Annotated in this window: 15 protein-coding genes and 1 tRNA gene; all 16 read right to left on the bottom strand. The window is 40.8% G+C overall.

Annotation, left to right across the window (positions count from 1 at the left end; translation table 11 throughout):
• Position 1: 1 nt before the first annotated feature.
• The 16 genes from PQG45_RS10830 to PQG45_RS10755 all read right to left on the bottom strand — a co-directional run bounded on the left by PQG45_RS10830 (position 2) and on the right by PQG45_RS10755 (position 17519).
• Positions 2-718 (bottom strand): SCO family protein, encoded by a 717-nt coding sequence (locus tag PQG45_RS10830; RefSeq protein ID WP_315577547.1) that lies wholly within the window; start codon positions 716-718, stop codon positions 2-4.
• A 25-nt stretch (positions 719-743) separates the two neighbouring features.
• Positions 744-1055 (bottom strand): cytochrome C oxidase subunit IV family protein, encoded by a 312-nt coding sequence (locus PQG45_RS10825; RefSeq protein WP_315577548.1) that lies wholly within the window; start codon positions 1053-1055, stop codon positions 744-746.
• Positions 1056-1073: 18 nt separating this feature from the next.
• The gene (locus PQG45_RS10820) at positions 1074-1841 is read right to left on the bottom strand and encodes a cytochrome c oxidase subunit 3 (protein WP_315577549.1); all 768 of its coding nucleotides are present in this window, start codon (positions 1839-1841) and stop codon (positions 1074-1076) included.
• Positions 1842-1852: 11 nt separating this feature from the next.
• Complete coding sequence (locus PQG45_RS10815; protein ID WP_315577550.1) at positions 1853-2431, bottom strand: cytochrome c oxidase subunit 3; 579 nt, start codon at positions 2429-2431, stop codon at positions 1853-1855.
• 3 nt (positions 2432-2434) lie between these two features.
• The gene (gene cyoE / locus PQG45_RS10810) at positions 2435-3283 is read right to left on the bottom strand and encodes a heme o synthase (protein ID WP_315577551.1); all 849 of its coding nucleotides are present in this window, start codon (positions 3281-3283) and stop codon (positions 2435-2437) included.
• Entirely contained in the window at positions 3280-4179 is a 900-nt protein-coding gene (locus PQG45_RS10805; RefSeq protein WP_315577552.1) for a COX15/CtaA family protein, read from the bottom strand. The genes cyoE and PQG45_RS10805 overlap by 4 nt, the downstream gene beginning before the upstream one ends.
• Positions 4180-4246: 67 nt before the next feature.
• Positions 4247-6145, bottom strand: a complete 1899-nt coding sequence (locus PQG45_RS10800) for a cytochrome c oxidase subunit I (RefSeq protein WP_315577553.1) — start codon at positions 6143-6145, stop codon at positions 4247-4249.
• Between the two features lie 39 nt (positions 6146-6184).
• Entirely contained in the window at positions 6185-7264 is a 1080-nt protein-coding gene (locus tag PQG45_RS10795) for a cytochrome c oxidase subunit II (protein WP_315577554.1), read from the bottom strand.
• A 33-nt stretch (positions 7265-7297) separates the two neighbouring features.
• Entirely contained in the window at positions 7298-8659 is a 1362-nt protein-coding gene (locus tag PQG45_RS10790; protein WP_315577555.1) for a quinol:cytochrome C oxidoreductase, read from the bottom strand.
• A 31-nt stretch (positions 8660-8690) separates the two neighbouring features.
• On the bottom strand, positions 8691-9317 hold the full coding sequence (locus tag PQG45_RS10785) for a c-type cytochrome (RefSeq protein WP_315577556.1): 627 nt from the start codon (positions 9315-9317) through the stop codon (positions 8691-8693).
• A 20-nt stretch (positions 9318-9337) separates the two neighbouring features.
• Complete coding sequence (locus PQG45_RS10780; protein WP_315577557.1) at positions 9338-9856, bottom strand: DUF3341 domain-containing protein; 519 nt, start codon at positions 9854-9856, stop codon at positions 9338-9340.
• A gap of 33 nt (positions 9857-9889) precedes the next feature.
• A complete protein-coding gene (gene nrfD / locus PQG45_RS10775) occupies positions 9890-11290 on the bottom strand; it encodes an NrfD/PsrC family molybdoenzyme membrane anchor subunit (protein ID WP_315577558.1) in 1401 nt (466 codons plus the stop codon).
• A gap of 30 nt (positions 11291-11320) precedes the next feature.
• The gene (locus tag PQG45_RS10770) at positions 11321-14365 is read right to left on the bottom strand and encodes a TAT-variant-translocated molybdopterin oxidoreductase (RefSeq protein WP_315577559.1); all 3045 of its coding nucleotides are present in this window, start codon (positions 14363-14365) and stop codon (positions 11321-11323) included.
• A 45-nt stretch (positions 14366-14410) separates the two neighbouring features.
• Positions 14411-15619, bottom strand: coding sequence for a cytochrome c3 family protein (locus tag PQG45_RS10765; protein WP_449224124.1), 1209 nt, complete (start codon positions 15617-15619; stop codon positions 14411-14413).
• 214 nt (positions 15620-15833) lie between these two features.
• Positions 15834-15904: transfer RNA gene (locus PQG45_RS10760), tRNA-Cys, on the bottom strand.
• A 379-nt stretch (positions 15905-16283) separates the two neighbouring features.
• Positions 16284-17519: a metallophosphoesterase gene (locus PQG45_RS10755; protein WP_316070849.1), complete on the bottom strand. Its 1236-nt coding sequence runs from the start codon at positions 17517-17519 to the stop codon at positions 16284-16286.
• Between the last annotated feature and the right edge of the window lie 7 nt (positions 17520-17526).

Here is a 17526-nt window from a genome sequence, read left to right as displayed (position 1 = left end):
TTTATTCAGTCGCATAAATGCTTTTTAAGACTTTGATTTCCATAATCAATCGGTCGACTTCTTTTTTGTCCGTGCCATCGTAGAATCCTCGAATAACTCCCGACTTATCTACCAAAACTAAACGTTCTGAATGGATAAATGTTTCGTCTGGGTTCTTAATTGCCGCGTCATATTCAGATGCGTCCGCCAAGGGTACGTGAAAGCCTTTGAGGATTAATGGGTAAATTTCTTTTTTTGCCCCAGTTAAAAAGGTCCAGCGCGTAGAATCTGCTTCAAATCGTTTTGCGTAAGCGGAAAGCTTAGCAGGCTCATCATAGTTCGGATCGACCGATATAGAGATGAAACGAATGTCTTTGTCTTGATTGAAGGTGTCTGTTGCCCGACTAACCTGAGAGGTTATTTTAGGGCAAATGGTTCCGCAGCGCGTAAAGAAGAAATTGGCAATGTATATTTTGCCTTGTAAGTTCTTAGATGAAAATGCTTTGCCACTTTCGTCGGTCAACTGGAAAGCCGGAATCGTTTGAAATACGGTATCGAGTTCAGACTCGTTCCAGCGGGGATTTAACCGTTTGGCCATTTTAATTTCCCCCGTCGTAGAATCGATCGCGGGAATAAAACGAGGTAATTCGTAATGGTTAGTACCAAATGTCTTTAGTCCTAAAAAGATAAAGACAGGCACTATTAATGTAATTAATAAGATGCCTGTCTTCTTATTCATAATTCCTTGTAGGAAAATGGGTTGACTAATACATGTGACCGCCTTCGTAGATCAAGGCTACTAAAAGCCAAACCACGAAGAGCGTCGGAACTAAAATCATCCAAATTAATGATTTCACCTCATGCTTTAAGTGCATGAATTCTCCAACGATATAAAATGCTTTTACGATGGTCATGCCGCAGAAAATAGCAACACGTAAGGTATTAGCTGGCATCGTGAATGCGATAACGAATTCGATTGCCGTTAAGATCAATAAGATCCAAAATGTTTTCCAAATCGCTCCGGTGTTTGGAGCGGCGATTTCTTTTTCAGAAGTTTCGTGTGCTACGTGAGCCATAATATCAATGAATAAAGATTATACTAAATAGAAGAAGGTAAATACGAATACCCAAACCAAGTCAACAAAGTGCCAGTAAAGACCTACTTTCTCAACCATTTCATAATGCCCTCTGCGCTCGTAAACTCCCGTAGCTGCATTAAAGAAAATTAAGACATTCAAGATAACGCCTGAGAATACGTGTGTTCCGTGGAATCCTGTAATGAAGAAGAATAAATCCGCAAATGCAGGAGGGCCGTAGGGGTTACGAACTAAGTTGGCTCCTTCAATAGGCGAAATAACGCCATCAACTAATTGCTTCGCTGCTAAGGATAAATCCTCTGGACCATGGATAAAGTGTGTCCACTCCCAAGCTTGTGAGCCTAAGAACGTAAACCCACCTACGATTGTCCACAACATCCATTTCTCTACATCTTTACGATCACCGCGGTGGCCAGCTTCTACAGCTAATACCATCGTCACGGACGATGCAATCAAAATGAAGGTCATGATACCTACGAATACCAAAGGCAAAGACATTCCATGTAAAAATGGAACCGCTTCAAATACTTTTTCTGGGATTGGCCAGTGCGTCGTTGAGAAATAGAATGTTTCAGGAGTTCCTTCCCATGCAGGTTGGCTGAAACGGATCATTCCGTAAGTGATCAATAAGGCAGAGAACGTAAATGTATCTGATAGGAGGAAAAACCACATCATTAATTTTCCGTAACTCGCTTTTAAAGGTTCTGATCCACCCGACCATGAAAGGTTTTCGGGTACAGCAGGGGCAGTGTGTGCAACTGACATGCGGTAATTGCTTAATTGTTAAAAACTAAAAATAAAAATAAATATACCCACAAAGCATCCAAAAAATGCCAATAGGTGGTACAAATCTTAATTTGGGTCAATGCTTTTGCATTAATTTTCAGTCGGAAAGCTGCTACTAAAGCAACCAATAACACAATCAATCCAGAGATTAAATGTAGCCCATGAAGGCCTGAAAGTACATAAACAAAAGAACCTGACGGATTTCCTACAAAGAATACGTTCTTCTCCACTAATTGGATCCAACCGTAAAATTGCATGATTAAGAATATTAATCCGAGCACAAAAGTAATAGAAATACTTATTCGAAGCGCATTAAATTGGTCTTTTTTTGCAGCTAAGTATGCAAAATGCATGGATGCACTGCTGCCAAGCAAAACGAATGTGCTGTAATAAAACAAATTGGGCAAATCGAATTCTACCCAGTTGCCTTCCGCTTTTCTTACCAAGTATGCACTTGTAAAGGCGGCAAACAGCATGATGATGGATACGATAAATAACCACATGGTAAATACTTTCGGATTGACCGAACGCGTTTCATTGGCTGCAAGGAGTTCTTCTTGATTTTTCATGACTTAAGCTTTATCAAATAAAAAGGCGATTTGAACTAATAATAAATAAATAAAGGAACCAAACATCATCCAGCGGGCAGCTTTATCTGTTGGCTTCATCATTAAGTAAAAGGTCTGTCCTAAGAACAAGCTACCGGCCACAATTGTTATAATGGCCGAGGTAATTCCTGTCATATGCATCATATACGGCAAGAATCCCAAAGGGATTAAAAATACCGTGTAGATCATAATGGTAAAGGCTGTTTTTAAGTCCTTTTTCCCATCATTGGGTAACATACGAAATCCCGCCTTTTTGTAGTCGGCATCTGCCACCCAGGCAATAGCCCAAAAATGGGGGAACTGCCAGAAAAATTGAATGGCAAATAGGATGCCTGGTTCCCAACCAAAGTGTTGAGTAGCTGCAACCCAACCGATCATCGGAGGAAATGCTCCAGGAAAAGCCCCAACAAATACGGATATTGGACCCACGCGCTTTAGGGGCGTGTACACATAGCCATACAGGATATAGGACAATAAACCGATCGCTGCCGCTTTCCATGTGAAGTAGCTTAGCAAACCCAAAGCTAAAGCGGCTACAATTAGCCCGTAAATTTGGGCATTTTGTGGCGTTAATGTCTGCGTAGGAAGTGGACGTTTGGCCGTTCGCTTCATCAATTTATCGTATTCAATTTCTTTTAACTGATTTACGATATTGGCAGCACCCGTCAGAAGAAATCCTCCTAAAGAGATTAAAATGATATCGAGTGCTTTATGCTCAACGGGTGCTAGCAAAAAACCAAAGGTCCCTGAAAATGCCACGGTCATAGAGAGCCGAGACTTTAATAAATCGATGTAGGGTTTTATCTTGTTCATATACTTCGTGTTTTTAACCACGCATGCACGTGAAGACCAAATAAAACTAATGAGCTAGCCAAATGAATCGGTTGAGATCCCAGCGGCAAGGCGAAATAGGCCATCAGTACGCCTGAGATCAAGGAAAGTCCGATGCATAGGACGAAGGCTTTGACATAAGGTGTTTGGACTAATCCACTTGTTTGGACATTTTTCCAAAGGAAATAATGGCTAATCAAAATAGCCCATGAGAACGTTCTGTGAATGATATAACCTAAATCTAAGGCTTCTATCCATTGATCTTTAGCATTTTCGCCAAGACTACGGATGACATCATCCATGTTTTCGCGTACCTGTGTACCCAATAAAATTTGTACGCAGATAACAATCGCATTAATGGCAATCCATTTACGTTGTGATTGCGCTAATTCAATTTTAGGCTTCTCAGTCTGTAATGCTTTTAATAGGAAAAATAATACACCGGTTGTTAGCAGCATGTGCATCGTGACCACACCAGGTAAAAGGAATGAATCAACGACGTATTTTCCTAGCACAGCATTTGCCATGACAAGCAGAAAGGCTGCCAGCGTTGGAAGAAATACGGATTTGCCTTTTTTAATGGATAAGACAAGCGTAATGGCCATGAAAAGGCCGGTTAATGCGCCAATCAATCGGTTGATGTATTCGATCCAGGTTTTGGTTGGGTTAAAGAGAACTTCTCCATGAAGTTTTTCCTTGTAAATTTCCTGGTAGTTGAAGGGCAATTCGGATGCCTGTGTAGGGGGAATGTATTGGCCAAAGCATTTGGGCCAATCAGGGCATCCCATGCCAGAACCTGTGCTTCGTACGATACCACCCGCTAATATGAGGACATATAAGCTAATTAATGTGATAATACCGAATCGTTGGAATGACATGTAGGTAGCTAAAAAAAGGATGCATCCAAATGAAACCATTTCGATGCATCCTTAAGCATTTTTTTAATTAACGGTTATATGACTCGTTTTGTGCGGTCAATAAACTTTCAATTGCTTTTTCGTTTGCAATTTCTTCGTTTTCCTCCGGTAAGTTTGATTCTGGTGTTGCAGAATACGGAACGTTTTGAGGAATGAAATCTAACTCAGCACCTGGCTTTGAGTAGTCATATGGCCAACGGTACACTGCAGGAATTTCACCTGGCCAGTTGCCGTGTCCTACTTCTACTGGAGTTGTCCACTCTAATGTAGTTGAGTTCCATGGATTTTGCGTTGCTTTCTTGCCTTTGAACATCGAATAGAAGAAGTTCCAGAAGAAAATAGCTTGTGCAGAGAACGTTAAGATGGCAGCAATAGAGATGAACATATTCAAATCGGTAAATGCCTCTTCACGTCCGTTTCCTAATGCTGTAAATGAATAATAACGGCGTGGGAAACCTGCAATACCTGTGTAGTGCATTGGGAAGAACACACAGTAAACTCCTACGAATGTTGCCCAGAAGTGAATATAACCTAACGTCTTATTCATCATGCGACCGAACATCTTTGGATACCAGTGGTATACCCCTGCCATTAATCCAAAGAATGAAGCAGAACCCATAACCAAGTGGAAGTGAGCTACGACGAAATACGTATCGTGTAAGTTGATATCCAATGCCGAGTTACCTAAAATGATACCTGTAACACCACCTGAAATAAATAGGGATACAAGACCAATCGAGAACAACATCGCTGGAGTAAAGATCAAATTACCTTTCCACAATGTAGTAATGTAGTTAAATGCTTTTACCGCTGATGGTACCGCAATGATTAACGTTAGGAACATAAATACGGAACCTAAGAACGGATTCATACCGGTTACGAACATGTGGTGAGCCCATACGATAAAGGCTAGTAAGGTAATCCCCATCATTGAACCAATCATCGCACGGTAACCAAAGATAGGCTTACGCGCGTTCGTTGCAATAACTTCGGATGTCATACCCAATGCAGGCAACAATACGATGTATACCTCAGGGTGACCCAAGAACCAGAATAAGTGTTGGTACAAGATTGGAGAACCTCCCATGTTTGGAAGCGCTTGTCCTTGAATATAGATTTCTGATAAGTAGAAAGAAGTTCCGAATGAACGGTCAAAAATCAATAATAAAGCAGCTGACAACAATACAGGGAATGATAACAAACCTAAAATTGCAGTGAAGAAGAATGACCAGATCGTCAAAGGCATCTTCGTAAATGTCATACCACGTGTACGCAAGTTGATGATTGTACAGATGTAGTTAATACCACCCATCAAAGAGGATACGATAAAGAATGCCATCGATGTTAACCACAATGTCATACCTAAGCCTGAACCTGGCATTGCCTGTGGTAATGCACTTAATGGAGGATAAATTACCCAACCACCTGATGCAGGACCTGTTTCAATAAACAATGATGAAAACATCACAGCTGATGACAAGAAGAAGAACCAGAAGGATAACATGTTAATGAATCCTGAGGCCATGTCACGTGCACCAATTTGCAATGGAATCAAAAAGTTCGAGAATGTACCTGACAAACCTGCAGTTAATACAAAGAATACCATGATGGTACCATGCATTGTTACCAAGGCCAAATAAAATTCTTTATCTAATTTACCTGATTCATCAATCCACTCGCCTAAAATAGGGCGTAACCATTCCAATTGCATTTCTGGGAAACCCAATTGCAAACGAAACATGATTGACAATGATCCTCCTACGAATGCCCATAGGATACCCATGATTAGGTATTGTTTGGCAATCGTTTTGTGATCTTCAGAGAAGATATACTTCTGAATAAAATTTTGTTCATGATGCTCGTGTTCGTGATCATGATCATGTGTGTGAGCGTGAACTTCTTCAGCGTGTGTTGTAGCAGTTGACATATTCGTATATTTTTCTTTCTACTGTTCTTTTAAAATTTATTACAATGCTGCAGCTGTTGCAGTACTATCTGTGGCAATTGGCTCAGCAGGAATATACTTGCTAGCTTTTGCCTTCAAATTTGCTGGAACTTTTTCCAAATAACCTGGATTCATCGCTAAGAATGGTTTTTGCTCAGCACACCATTTTTTGTAATCTTCCGGCTCATCCACAAATACCGTTATCGCCATACCAAAGTGACCACGGCCACAAATCTCTGTACAGTTTAACTTGAAGTTGAAGTCCTTGTTATTCATCTTCGCACGCATCTCGTCAGTAGAAATGTTTGGCGTAAACCAGAATTTAGTTGGCATACCTGGTACAGCATCCATCTTAACACGGTGATATGGTAAATATACCGAGTGTAAGACATCCTGCGCGTGAATTTTCAATAATACAGGCTTTCCTTTTGGCAAGTGAAGTTCTGTAGCTGTAAAATCGTCAAATGAATTCTTATCTGTATAATCAATACCGATGCTATTTGTTTCATCGATCAATTTGTAGTTGTAATTACCTAGTTGGTTATCATCCACCCCAGCGTAACGTACATACCAACCAAATTGATGACCTGTGATTTCAATAACCACGGCATCGCTTGGAGCTTGTGAAGTAATGTCTCTCCAAGTTCTCCATCCTGTGAAAACCAAGATTGCCATGACAATCGCAGGAATAACCGTCCAAATTAATTCTAATTTGTGGTTAACAGGGTAGAAAGTCGCTTTTCTATTTTTGTTGTAACGGTATTTGTATGCAAAGAATAACAACAATGTGTTTGTTACAAAAAATGCAAATGTTACAACAGCCATTGATACCCAGAACATTTTATCAGTATCTAGTCCATGCTTAGAAGACGCTTCTGGTAAAAAATCAGGTAAGCAAGTTAAAAATGACCAAACACCTGCAACGGTTCCTAACAACCAAAAAATTAACATGCCGTATGCATTGACATTGTTACTTGAATCAAGTGGAGATGACTCATCTTCGCTAGGGGTCAAGTTTTTATTTAATTTCATGCTTTTCACAATCACAGAGATTGCTAAGATGAAGAAAACAACGGATAAAAGACCAATTAGGTAATTCATATGTGTATTTGTTAAAATCGTAATCGCTTAATACTAAATATCGTGATGTAATGCTTCTGGTAAGAACGGGTGATTCTTTGCTACTAAAGAAGCTTTTGTCAATTCATCTGAGATCACATAAATGAACACAGAAGCAAAAACTGTTACCATCCCGAACTCAACTAATCCGTATCCTCCATGCTTTCCTAACACACCTGGCATAATCATTTGGTAAAAGTCAATATAGTGACCAGCAATGATTAAGAATGCGGCGATTTTTAAGAATATACGAGTTCTTTTGGCATCACGTGTCATAAGAACTAAGAAGGGTAGCAAGAAGTTTAAAATTACCATCAAAATTTCTGATGTTTTGTAAATTTTATTGTGTCCTTCCCAACGCTCTAAGAAATAGATTGTTTCCTCCGGTAGATTGGCATAGTAAATCAATAAGAATTGCTCAAACCAAACATATGTCCAGAAGATCGAGAATGCAAACATAAATTTACCTAAATCATGTAAATGGTTTTCATTTACATAGCCCATTAAGCCCTTGTCTTTTAGGTATAAGATGGCTAATACGATAACAGCATAGGTTGTTACGTGCCATGAAGCAAACATGTACCATCCAAACATCGTAGAGAACCAGTGCGTATCGATCGACATAACCCAGTCCCAAGCAAAGATTGAGCTTGACGCACCGAAGATTACGATGAACGCCGTACCGATTTTCACTAATTGAGTGAAATATTCTGTTCCTCCATTCAAATCCTCTTCAAGTGATTTTTTACGTAACATGTTCCAAAGAAGGATCCACAATCCGCCGAATACCACTAAACGAATCAAAAAGAAGTTTTTATTCAAATAGCCAGATTTACCTGCAATGATTTTGTCATAGTTTTCACTACCTACCTCAGTTACACCATGGTGCATCCAGTGGAAGATAACATCTCCTTTGAACAAAAATACAGCAGCCAAGATTGGCAAAGAGATATACAAGAACTTAGGGAAAGCTTCTGGAACGCGTTTCATCACAGAAGACCAACCTGATTTAGTTAAGTATTGCAATGAAACAAAGAACATACCTACAACAGCAATACCTGTGAAGAATACAGCGTTCAACCATACGTTTGCCCAAATACGATTTGTCCAATCGTAATGTTCTTCGGCACCTGTTTGGTGTGAAACGGCTCCACCAGAAAGGTGCTCGCCAGCTGCTTCATGTCCTGCTTTAACTGCATCGTGTCCTGCATTCGCTACTTCGTGTCCGCCAGCTTCACCTTTTGATAAAAGGTAAATACCGAGCGCTAAAGCTGCTAAACCAGCGATGAAAGCATAAATTATACGTTTTTTGCCTTCAGCACTAAATTCAAAATGCTCTTCAACGTTTGCTGGGGAAAAATGTGAATGTCCCGCCATCTTGATCTCTATTTAATTTAAATTGATTGAATTATTGTTTTTGTAGTTCGTGAACATAAAGCACGATTTTCCAACGGTTTTCCGAAGAGATTTGTGATCCGTGTGGCCACATTCTTCCTTTTCCGTGTGTAATGACGTGGTAAATATGTCCGTCATTCATCGTTTTTAATGCATCACTTGAGTAAACAGGTACTCCTTTGTATGCTTTCGCTACCAAACCATCTCCTTTTCCAGCTTCACCATGGCAATGTTGGCAAAAACGCTCATATTGAGTTTTTCCTGCTTCGATGTTCTCTGGTGTTGCAGCGATTGGATTATACAAAGATTTTTCTGAGTATGAAATGCTATCGTTCGGGATTGTTTTTGCAATCATTTCTTGTGCTAAGAAAGCTTGCTTTAAACTATCAGAACCTGTATAACGCTTACGTGAAACAGTACCTTTTACAGGTAAACGCATGTTCATGCCTAATGGGTTGATGGTATTGGTGTCACCTTGGGTTTGAGACATTGGTTCATATCCTACCGAGTGATACATGTTTGGAGCAAATTCTGTTCCTGTATCGTTCGGGTCTGAACCGCATGACATTAAGCCCGCAACTACACCAGCTAATAAAACGAATTTAATTCTTGGATTAAACATCTTGTTATGCTTCTTCATGAACAATTGTTCTTGGTTAATTATTTAGTATTTACTTCTATTGCGCCAGAATCTTTCAAGGCTTTCTTGATGTCAGCGGCACTAACTTTGTTTTTGTCAACATTGATTGCCATCACAAATTTGTCATCCGTGATACGCAAATCCAATGGCTCTACCTTGTTGCCAGGGTATAAGTTGTTGGATGCACAAAATGTTGATACTAAACCAAAGGCTGTGAATAATACAGTTCCTTCAAATGCGATAGGAATCCAGTTTGGAAGTGCAAAGAAATCTTTACCACCAATGATCATAGGCCAGTCAAAAACCATCGTATAGCTGATTAATGCAAAAGCACAGATCATCCCTAAGGTTCCGAACATAAATGCAGCGATAGGTAAACGTGTACGTTCATGTCCTACGGCTACGTCTAATCCGTGAATTGGAAATGGAGAATATACATCTTCAACTTTGATACCTTTCGATTTTACGGCACTTACTGCGTGTAAAACCTCGTCCTCATCGTCGTATACTCCCAAAATGTAGTTAGTTGTCGAACTCATATTGTCTTAATTTCGAATTTGCTTATTAGAAAATTACTCTTCTGTTTTTTTAGTAGGCTTGATACGCTTGATTGTAAATTCCGTCGAAACGCCTTTCATTACTGATTTCACCTCTGCCATGTTTACCACTGGTAAGAACTTAGCAAATAAGAAGAAAAGGGTAAAGAATAAACCGAATGAGAAAATGTAATCACCGATATCATACATCGTTGGCGAGAACATAGCCCATGAAGATGGGATGTAATCACGGTGTAAGGATGTTACGATAATTACGAAACGCTCAAACCACATACCTACGTTTACCACGATTGATAAGAAGAATGAAACCATCAAGTTTGTACGGATCGCTTTTGACCAAAATAATTGTGGAGAGATTACGTTACATGTCATCATCATCCAATATGCCCACCAGTATGGACCTGTTGCACGGTTGATAAATGCATAACTCTCATACTCAACTCCCGAATACCATGCGATGAAGAATTCAGTCAAGTAAGCAATACCTACGACTGAACCTGTAACAGTTACAACGATGTTCATCATTTCGATGTGTTCGATGGTAATGTAATCTTCTAATTTGAAAACCACACGCGTGATTAACAACAAGGTTTGCACCATGGCAAAACCTGAGAAGATTGCTCCTGCTACGAAGTATGGAGGGAAGATTGTCGTGTGCCATCCTGGGATAACCGACGTTGCAAAGTCCATGGATACAATCGTGTGTACAGAAAGTACGAGGGGAGTAGAGATACCTGCCAAAATCAATGACATGTATTCATAACGTGCCCAAGTCTTTGAAGAACCTGTCCAACCTAAGCTGAACAAACCATACCAGAATTTACGTCCTGCTGTAGTAGCACGGTCACGAATCGTTGCCAAATCCGGCACAAGACCCATGTACCAGAATAATAAAGAAACGGATAAATACGTAGAGATTGCAAAAACGTCCCAAACCAATGGTGAGTTAAAGTTAACCCATAAAGAACCGAAGGCATTTGGAAGCGGTAAAGCCCAGTGAGCTAACCAAGGACGTCCCATGTGAGCTAAGATAAACGAAGCAGCACAAAGTACGGCAAAGATTGTCATGGCTTCTGCAGAACGGTTAATTGATGTTCTCCATTTTTGACGGAACAATAATAATACGGCAGAAATCAAGGTACCTGCGTGACCGATACCAACCCACCATACGAAGTTAGTGATATCCCAAGCCCAACCTACGGTTTTATTTAATCCCCAAACGCCAATACCTTGCCACCAAGTGTAGAATAGGCAATAAGCACCATAAATGAATACAAGTGCTGAGATCCCGAATGCAATTTTCCATTCTTTCGTAGGCTCTCCCTCTACTTGTTTGCAGATATCGTGGGTAACATCGGAATAAGATTTTCCACCAGTAACTAGTTTCTCTCTTATGGGTGATACAACGTGCGACATATTTTTATTTACTGTTTTACGATTAAAAAATTATGCTTTTTTAGCATCCTTGTTACGAACTTTCTTCAAGTAAGAAATATTAGGCTTCACGTTAATTTCTTCAATTACGTGGTAAGCGCGTCCTTCTTGTTCAACTAATAACAATTGTGAGATAGCTGATTTAGGATCATTCATATCTCCAAAAGTAATTGCGTTCGTAGGGCAAGACTGCGCACAAGCTACTTGAATTTCACCATCTACTGGACGACGACTTTCTTTTTTCGCTGTTAATTTGCCTTCTTGGATACGTTGAACGCACATCGAACATTTTTCCATAACCCCACGTGAACGAACTGTTACGTCTGGGTTAATCACCATACGACCTAAATCGTTGTTGAAGTGGAAATCAAAGTCATCAGTTTGGAAATAACGGAACCAGTTGAAACGACGTACTTTGTATGGACAGTTATTTGCGCAATAACGTGTACCGATACAACGGTTGTAAGTCATTTGGTTTAATCCTTCTGTTGAGTGTGTTGTAGCTAAAACTGGACAAACAGTCTCACATGGAGCGTTATTACAGTGTTGGCATAACATCGGCTGGAATACAACCTCTGGGTTATCAGAAGCAATTTCCAATCCTTTTAAATCTTCTACTTCAGCGTCAGATGAGTAATAACGGTCAATACGCATCCAGTGCATTTCACGACGATTGATTACTTCTTGACGACCTACAACCGGTACGTTGTTTTCAGCATTACATGAAATAACACAAGCTGAACATCCTGTACATGTATTTAAGTCGATCACCATTCCCCACGCGTGGTTGTTGTATTCGTGACCATTCCAAAGTGACAAATCTGTTGCGTCTTTTTCGCCTTCAGATGTCTTAACTCTTGGTTTGTAGCTTCCTGCTAATGGGTTTTTAGCAAATTCAGCTAAGACTGTTTCTTGAACAACCGCTTGACGCGCCATCACCGTTTGGTGCGTTTGCGTTTGTGCGATGTCTTTCGTTTCACCAGTAGCTGTTACGGATACGCCTTGTGTACATGTTCCTACACAAGCGCCATTGATTTCTGAAATAAATGGATAAGCGTTAACACCTACTCCGTCAGCAGATTTACCTGCCTTCGTACGTCCGTAACCAATTGCGATTGCAATCGTTCCTTGTGCTTGACCTGGTTGAACCAAGATCGGCAAGGTAACTTCGTATCCTTTAGCGCTTACTTTGACTAAGTCGCCTTGTTTTAATTTTAATTCTGTTGCTGTTGGTTGTGAAATGGCAGCATAGTTGTCCCAACAAGCTTTTGAAACTGGCTCAGGGAATTCCTGTAACCATGGATTGTTCGCTTGTGATCCTGTACCTAAACCTACTTTCTCGTAAACGGCAATTTCTAATCCTGTTGATGTAGCTGAATAAGCTTTTGCAATCGCAGCTGCTGCAGCATTTACGTCTACCGATGGGCTAGAAGCTGAAATGCTACCTGCATTGGGTTCAAAAACACCATTGTGCAATGCGTTGTTCCAAGCTACTTTACCACCTTTTAAGATGTTGTTCTCCCAATTGCTTTCTAAGTATGCAGCAAAATCACCAGCCAAACCTGCCCAAGTTAAGAAACTTGCTTGAGCTTGACGTGTTTTGAAGATCGTAGAAATAGTCGGTTGTGTTAATGAGTAGAAACCAGCTTTTGGCTCTGCATCATTCCAAGACTCTAAGAAGTGAGAATCGGGTGCGATGAATTGACATAAAGATGCTGTTTCATCGGCACGCTCGTTGGTTGCTAAGCTAACTTCAACTTTCGGTAAAGCTGTTGCTAACGCTGCTCCCATTGGGTGATTGTAAACGGGGTTGGCATTGTAGAAAATAACTGCGCCAATTTTACCTGCACCTGCTTCTTTAATGAAGTTGGCCATTGCCATGTCATTACCTTGACGGTAGTTCAATGGAATAGCTGTATTTAATGTTGAACCATAAGCGCCAACTAAAGCGTTTGTAGCTGCAACGATTTTTTGAACCTCTGGGTCATTAGAACCTGCGACGATGATGGAAGCACCTTTTGATGCAACTAAATCTTTCGCAGCTTTATCTAAATGCTCAACTTTAACAGCTGAACCTGCAATTCCTGCAGCACCTGTTAATTTGGCTACCGCATTGTATAATGCAACGGTAACTAAACCTTCTTGAGATGGCTTGTAAGTTGCACGGTAATCTGCGTTCGCACCTGTCATCGACATAATTGTCTCAAACTGATAGTGACGTGACATATCTTTTTTGCCTCCTTTTTCTGAGCTTACACGACGTGTAACAGCCCATTGAGAAGAGAATTCACTTGGAGCAATCCATGATCCTAGGAAATCAGCGCCTACAGAAACGATTGTTTTTGCTTTACTGAAATCGATGCTTGGGATAATGCCACCATGTGCAGCAGATAATCCGTAAGCTGGATTCGCATCGTATGAGATATGTTGTGTTGTTGGATATTTCGCCGCGAAATCAGCAATAACCTTTTTCGTTGTTGGCGAAAGAATTGTATTGGAAACAATTCTAATTTGACCACCCTTAGCTGCTACTGCTGCTAATTTTGCCGTGAATTCAGCATCCAATTGTTTCCAATCCGTTGCTTTTCCAGCCGCTTGTGGACCTTTTAATTTTTCGTTGTCATAAAGACTCAAAACAGATGCATGCGCACGGCCTGAAAGAGCTCCTTTAGAAACGGATGATAAGGTATTTCCTTCGATTTTGATCGGACGACCTTCGCGCGTCTTAACTAAGATAGAAGCGTAATCGCCACCATCTACGTATGTTGACGCGTACCAGTTGGCAATCGTAGGCTCAACATCCTCCGGCTTGTTCAAGTAAGGAATGGTGTTTTTAACTGGGGCTTCACATGCCGCTAATGAAACAGCTGCTACTCCAAAACCCAACATCTTTAAAAAGTCACGACGATGAGTTCCAGAACCGTCTACTAGGGCTTCGCCTTTCGCATCGTTTTCTGAGGGCATATTGCCAAACTCATTGTGGATATTTTTTACAAACGATGGCTCATTGGTTAACTCCTCAATTCCTTTCCAATACCTCTTGTTCGAATTTTCCATATAATCTTTCTTATTCAGACTAATTTTGAATCTATTGTAATATGATTAATAGTGACACTTAGAACACTCTAAGCCACCAATGTTTTGCACTTTAAGTGGTGTTTTGCTGTCTTTGTTATGCACCTCAACTAATTTGTCATAGTATGCATTTCCTTTCGCGTTCACATCTGTTTCGCGGTGACAATCGATACACCAGCCCATTGTTAATGATGAACGTTGCTCAACTACTTCCATTTTTTCAATTTCACCGTGGCAGTTTTTACACTCTAAACCACCCACGTTTGTATGTTGGGAGTGATTGAAATACGCCAAATCCGGCAAGTTGTGCACACGTACCCATTGGATAGGTTCGTTGTTTTCAAGTGCACGGTAAATCTTTTGAATTTCTGGTGATTCGCGTTTGATCGCGTTGTGGCAGTTCATACAAATGTTTGCAGAAGGTACGTTAGCACCTTTTCCCTCATATACACCTGTATGGCAATAGTTACAGTTAATTTGATTTTGACCCGCATGTAATTTGTGCGAGAATTTAATCGGCTGCTCGGGAGCATATCCTTGGTGGATACCTACGCCGTATGCTGCATCAATTGTTGCTTTTCCGCCTAATAACAATGCCAAAACCAAAATACCTGTTTTTACAGATGAGTTAGCAGCCATCGCTTTCAAATTTTCTCCTACACGTTGCATGAATGGATTATCCTCTGAAGCTTCACCTTTTGTGATTTTGCCTAATGTGCTTACAATAGATAGTAAGGCAATCAGTACTAATACCATGATGATTAAAAGACCTACTAATAATACTTCTAACATTCCACCTGAGCTTTGAGCTGCTGGAGCTGCTGCGCCATCTGCTGCTGGAGCCGCACCCGCTGCCGGAGCTGCTGGAGCTGCGTTTGAAGCATCTACATAAGCTACGATGCTTTTGATTTGAGCGTCTGTGAAGTTTGGATAAGGCGTCATTGCTGCCTTGTTGAACTTGTTGTACAAGTCGTTTGCGTACTTATCACCTGAGGCGATAACTGCTTGTGGATTGTGAACCCACTTAACAATCCATTCGATAGGACGTCTTTCGCCTATTCCCTTTAAACCTGGGCCTACAAGCACCTCATCAGATGTGTTGTGACAAGCTGCACAGTTGTTTTTGAATAAGGTTTCGCCTTCTGCTGCATCTTGCGCAAATGTTGCGCTAACGCTAGCTAAGAGTATCGCAAAGGATAAAAAGGTTTTAACGAGTGTTGATTTTTTGCAAAACATCATGTTGGTTTTCACATTTTAATTCAGTGCGCAAAACTACGTTCCGATTTTTTAGGAAACAATTTATAGGAGAAACAATTTCAGGTTTTTTTAAGGTTTAATCGATTATTTAGAATCTTTCAAAATAAACCCAAAGTGAAAGTGTAATTTTTTTAGAGGGATTTGTACAAAATGGAGTTAAACAAAAAAACCTTCCATTGTGGAAGGTTTTTTGAGGTTTCGAGCGGATTCGAACCGCTGTAGAAGGTTTTGCAGACCTCTGCCTAGCCACTCGGCCACGAAACCAATTTAATTGGGATGCAAAAATAGCTTTTTTTTAGAAAGGAGCAAAAGGAATGCGAAAAAAAGTCGAAGGGTAGTGGTCTGTGGTCAGTGACCGCTTGTCAGTCACTAGTCCGAAGGAAGAGGTCAGATGTCAGTGGACGGTAATCAGTCACTAGTCGCTAGTCACTAGTCCGGTGTCGGTGATCAGTGACCGGTCGTCAGTCGCTAGGCAGGAGTGAGTTGACTGTCCTGAGCTTGTAGCTAGTCCGGTGTCCGAAGGGAGTGGTACCTTCGTCTAGAGTCCGAAGACTAAACTCTCAATTCTTACCTCTTACCTCTTAACTCTTCACTCTTAATTCTTACCTCTTAACTCTTCATTCTCAACTCTTCACTCCAACGTCTAACTCAACGTAAACACCGTAATCTCTGGCGGCATCCCCACACGACCCGGGTATCCCAAATACCCAAATCCGCGATTCACATATAGTTGTTGGCCATTTTCCTCATATAAACCCGCCCATTGCTTGTAAATGTATTTAGCCGGTGACCATTTTTCAAAGCCTGGAATCTTGACCCCAAACTGCGCTCCATGGGTATGACCCGCAAATGCCACATCAATGTCATGGAATTTATTGTTCTTCGTTACCTCGGCATTCCAGTGCGTCGGATCGTGGGATAATAAAAGTTTAGTTGCTGCTTCATCCGTACCTTCATAGGCTTTGGACAAATTACCATACCAGGGGAATCGGCCAATCCCAATATTTTGAACACCAATAATGGCTAATTTTTCGCCAGATTCAGTGATGATATGATTCTCATCCATCATCAGATTCCAGCCCATCAGTTCATGTGCCTTCATCAAATCTTTTAAGTTCTGCTTTTTGGCCTCAGGGCTTTTCCATTTTACATAGTCGCCATAATCATGATTTCCCAACGTGCTGAAAACACCGTAAGGGGCTTTGATTTTAGAAAACATGTTGAAATAATCTTCCACTTCTTTGGACTCATTGTTAACCAAGTCGCCTGTAAAGAATACCAAATCGGTCTTTTCGCGCATCAACATATCGACGCCGCCTTGAACGGCTGTCTTATTGAAAAAACTTCCCGAATGAATGTCAGAGACTTGCGCGATGCGCATGCCACGAAATTCTTTGGGTAGTTTAGGTATCTTTAAGCTCACCTGTTCGATGCGGTAATCATGCGCTCCTGATAAAATACCAAAAGCAAATGTCGCAGCGGGAACTGCGCCTACTGCCAAGGCTGCTTGCGATAAGAACTCATGCCGACTAATCGCGCTCGGGTCTTTTTTGCGAATCTTGTTGGTGCCCCAACGAAAGAATCGGGTGATGTCTTCTAAAAGCAAGAACAAAATGATGAATATCTTACTGATCACTGATATCATAACGAGCGCCATGAAGGTGATGCGGAATTCATTTTTCCAAGCATGTAAAGGAAGTGCATTGTAGGATATGATTCCCAATAATACGAAAGCAGTAAATCCCCAGTAAACATAGGCTGCCGTTTGGCGAATACTTTTTCGGGAATTTCGAAGGGCCGTTTTAACCGCCATCCATACATAATAGTCTAAACCAACTAATATGATGGTGATTAAGGGCACAAAAAACATTTTATTCATGGCTTAT

Origin of the sequence: Aquirufa regiilacus (genome assembly GCF_032470275.1) — a bacterium.
GTDB lineage: Bacteria > Bacteroidota > Bacteroidia > Cytophagales > Spirosomataceae > Aquirufa > Aquirufa regiilacus.
This window is presented reverse-complemented; position numbering and strand designations above follow the sequence as displayed.

Coding starts and splice junctions, on each gene's coding strand:
- PQG45_RS10830 (WP_315577547.1), bottom strand. CDS start 718: ATGAATAAGAAGACAGGCATCTTATTAATTACATTAATAGTGCCTGTC.
- PQG45_RS10825 (WP_315577548.1), bottom strand. CDS start 1,055: ATGGCTCACGTAGCACACGAAACTTCTGAAAAAGAAATCGCCGCTCCA.
- PQG45_RS10820 (WP_315577549.1), bottom strand. CDS start 1,841: ATGTCAGTTGCACACACTGCCCCTGCTGTACCCGAAAACCTTTCATGG.
- PQG45_RS10815 (WP_315577550.1), bottom strand. CDS start 2,431: ATGAAAAATCAAGAAGAACTCCTTGCAGCCAATGAAACGCGTTCGGTC.
- cyoE (WP_315577551.1), bottom strand. CDS start 3,283: ATGAACAAGATAAAACCCTACATCGATTTATTAAAGTCTCGGCTCTCT.
- PQG45_RS10805 (WP_315577552.1), bottom strand. CDS start 4,179: ATGTCATTCCAACGATTCGGTATTATCACATTAATTAGCTTATATGTC.
- PQG45_RS10800 (WP_315577553.1), bottom strand. CDS start 6,145: ATGTCAACTGCTACAACACACGCTGAAGAAGTTCACGCTCACACACAT.
- PQG45_RS10795 (WP_315577554.1), bottom strand. CDS start 7,264: ATGAATTACCTAATTGGTCTTTTATCCGTTGTTTTCTTCATCTTAGCA.
- PQG45_RS10790 (WP_315577555.1), bottom strand. CDS start 8,659: ATGGCGGGACATTCACATTTTTCCCCAGCAAACGTTGAAGAGCATTTT.
- PQG45_RS10785 (WP_315577556.1), bottom strand. CDS start 9,317: ATGAAGAAGCATAACAAGATGTTTAATCCAAGAATTAAATTCGTTTTA.
- PQG45_RS10780 (WP_315577557.1), bottom strand. CDS start 9,856: ATGAGTTCGACAACTAACTACATTTTGGGAGTATACGACGATGAGGAC.
- nrfD (WP_315577558.1), bottom strand. CDS start 11,290: ATGTCGCACGTTGTATCACCCATAAGAGAGAAACTAGTTACTGGTGGA.
- PQG45_RS10770 (WP_315577559.1), bottom strand. CDS start 14,365: ATGGAAAATTCGAACAAGAGGTATTGGAAAGGAATTGAGGAGTTAACC.
- PQG45_RS10765 (WP_449224124.1), bottom strand. CDS start 15,619: ATGTTTTGCAAAAAATCAACACTCGTTAAAACCTTTTTATCCTTTGCG.
- PQG45_RS10755 (WP_316070849.1), bottom strand. CDS start 17,519: ATGAATAAAATGTTTTTTGTGCCCTTAATCACCATCATATTAGTTGGT.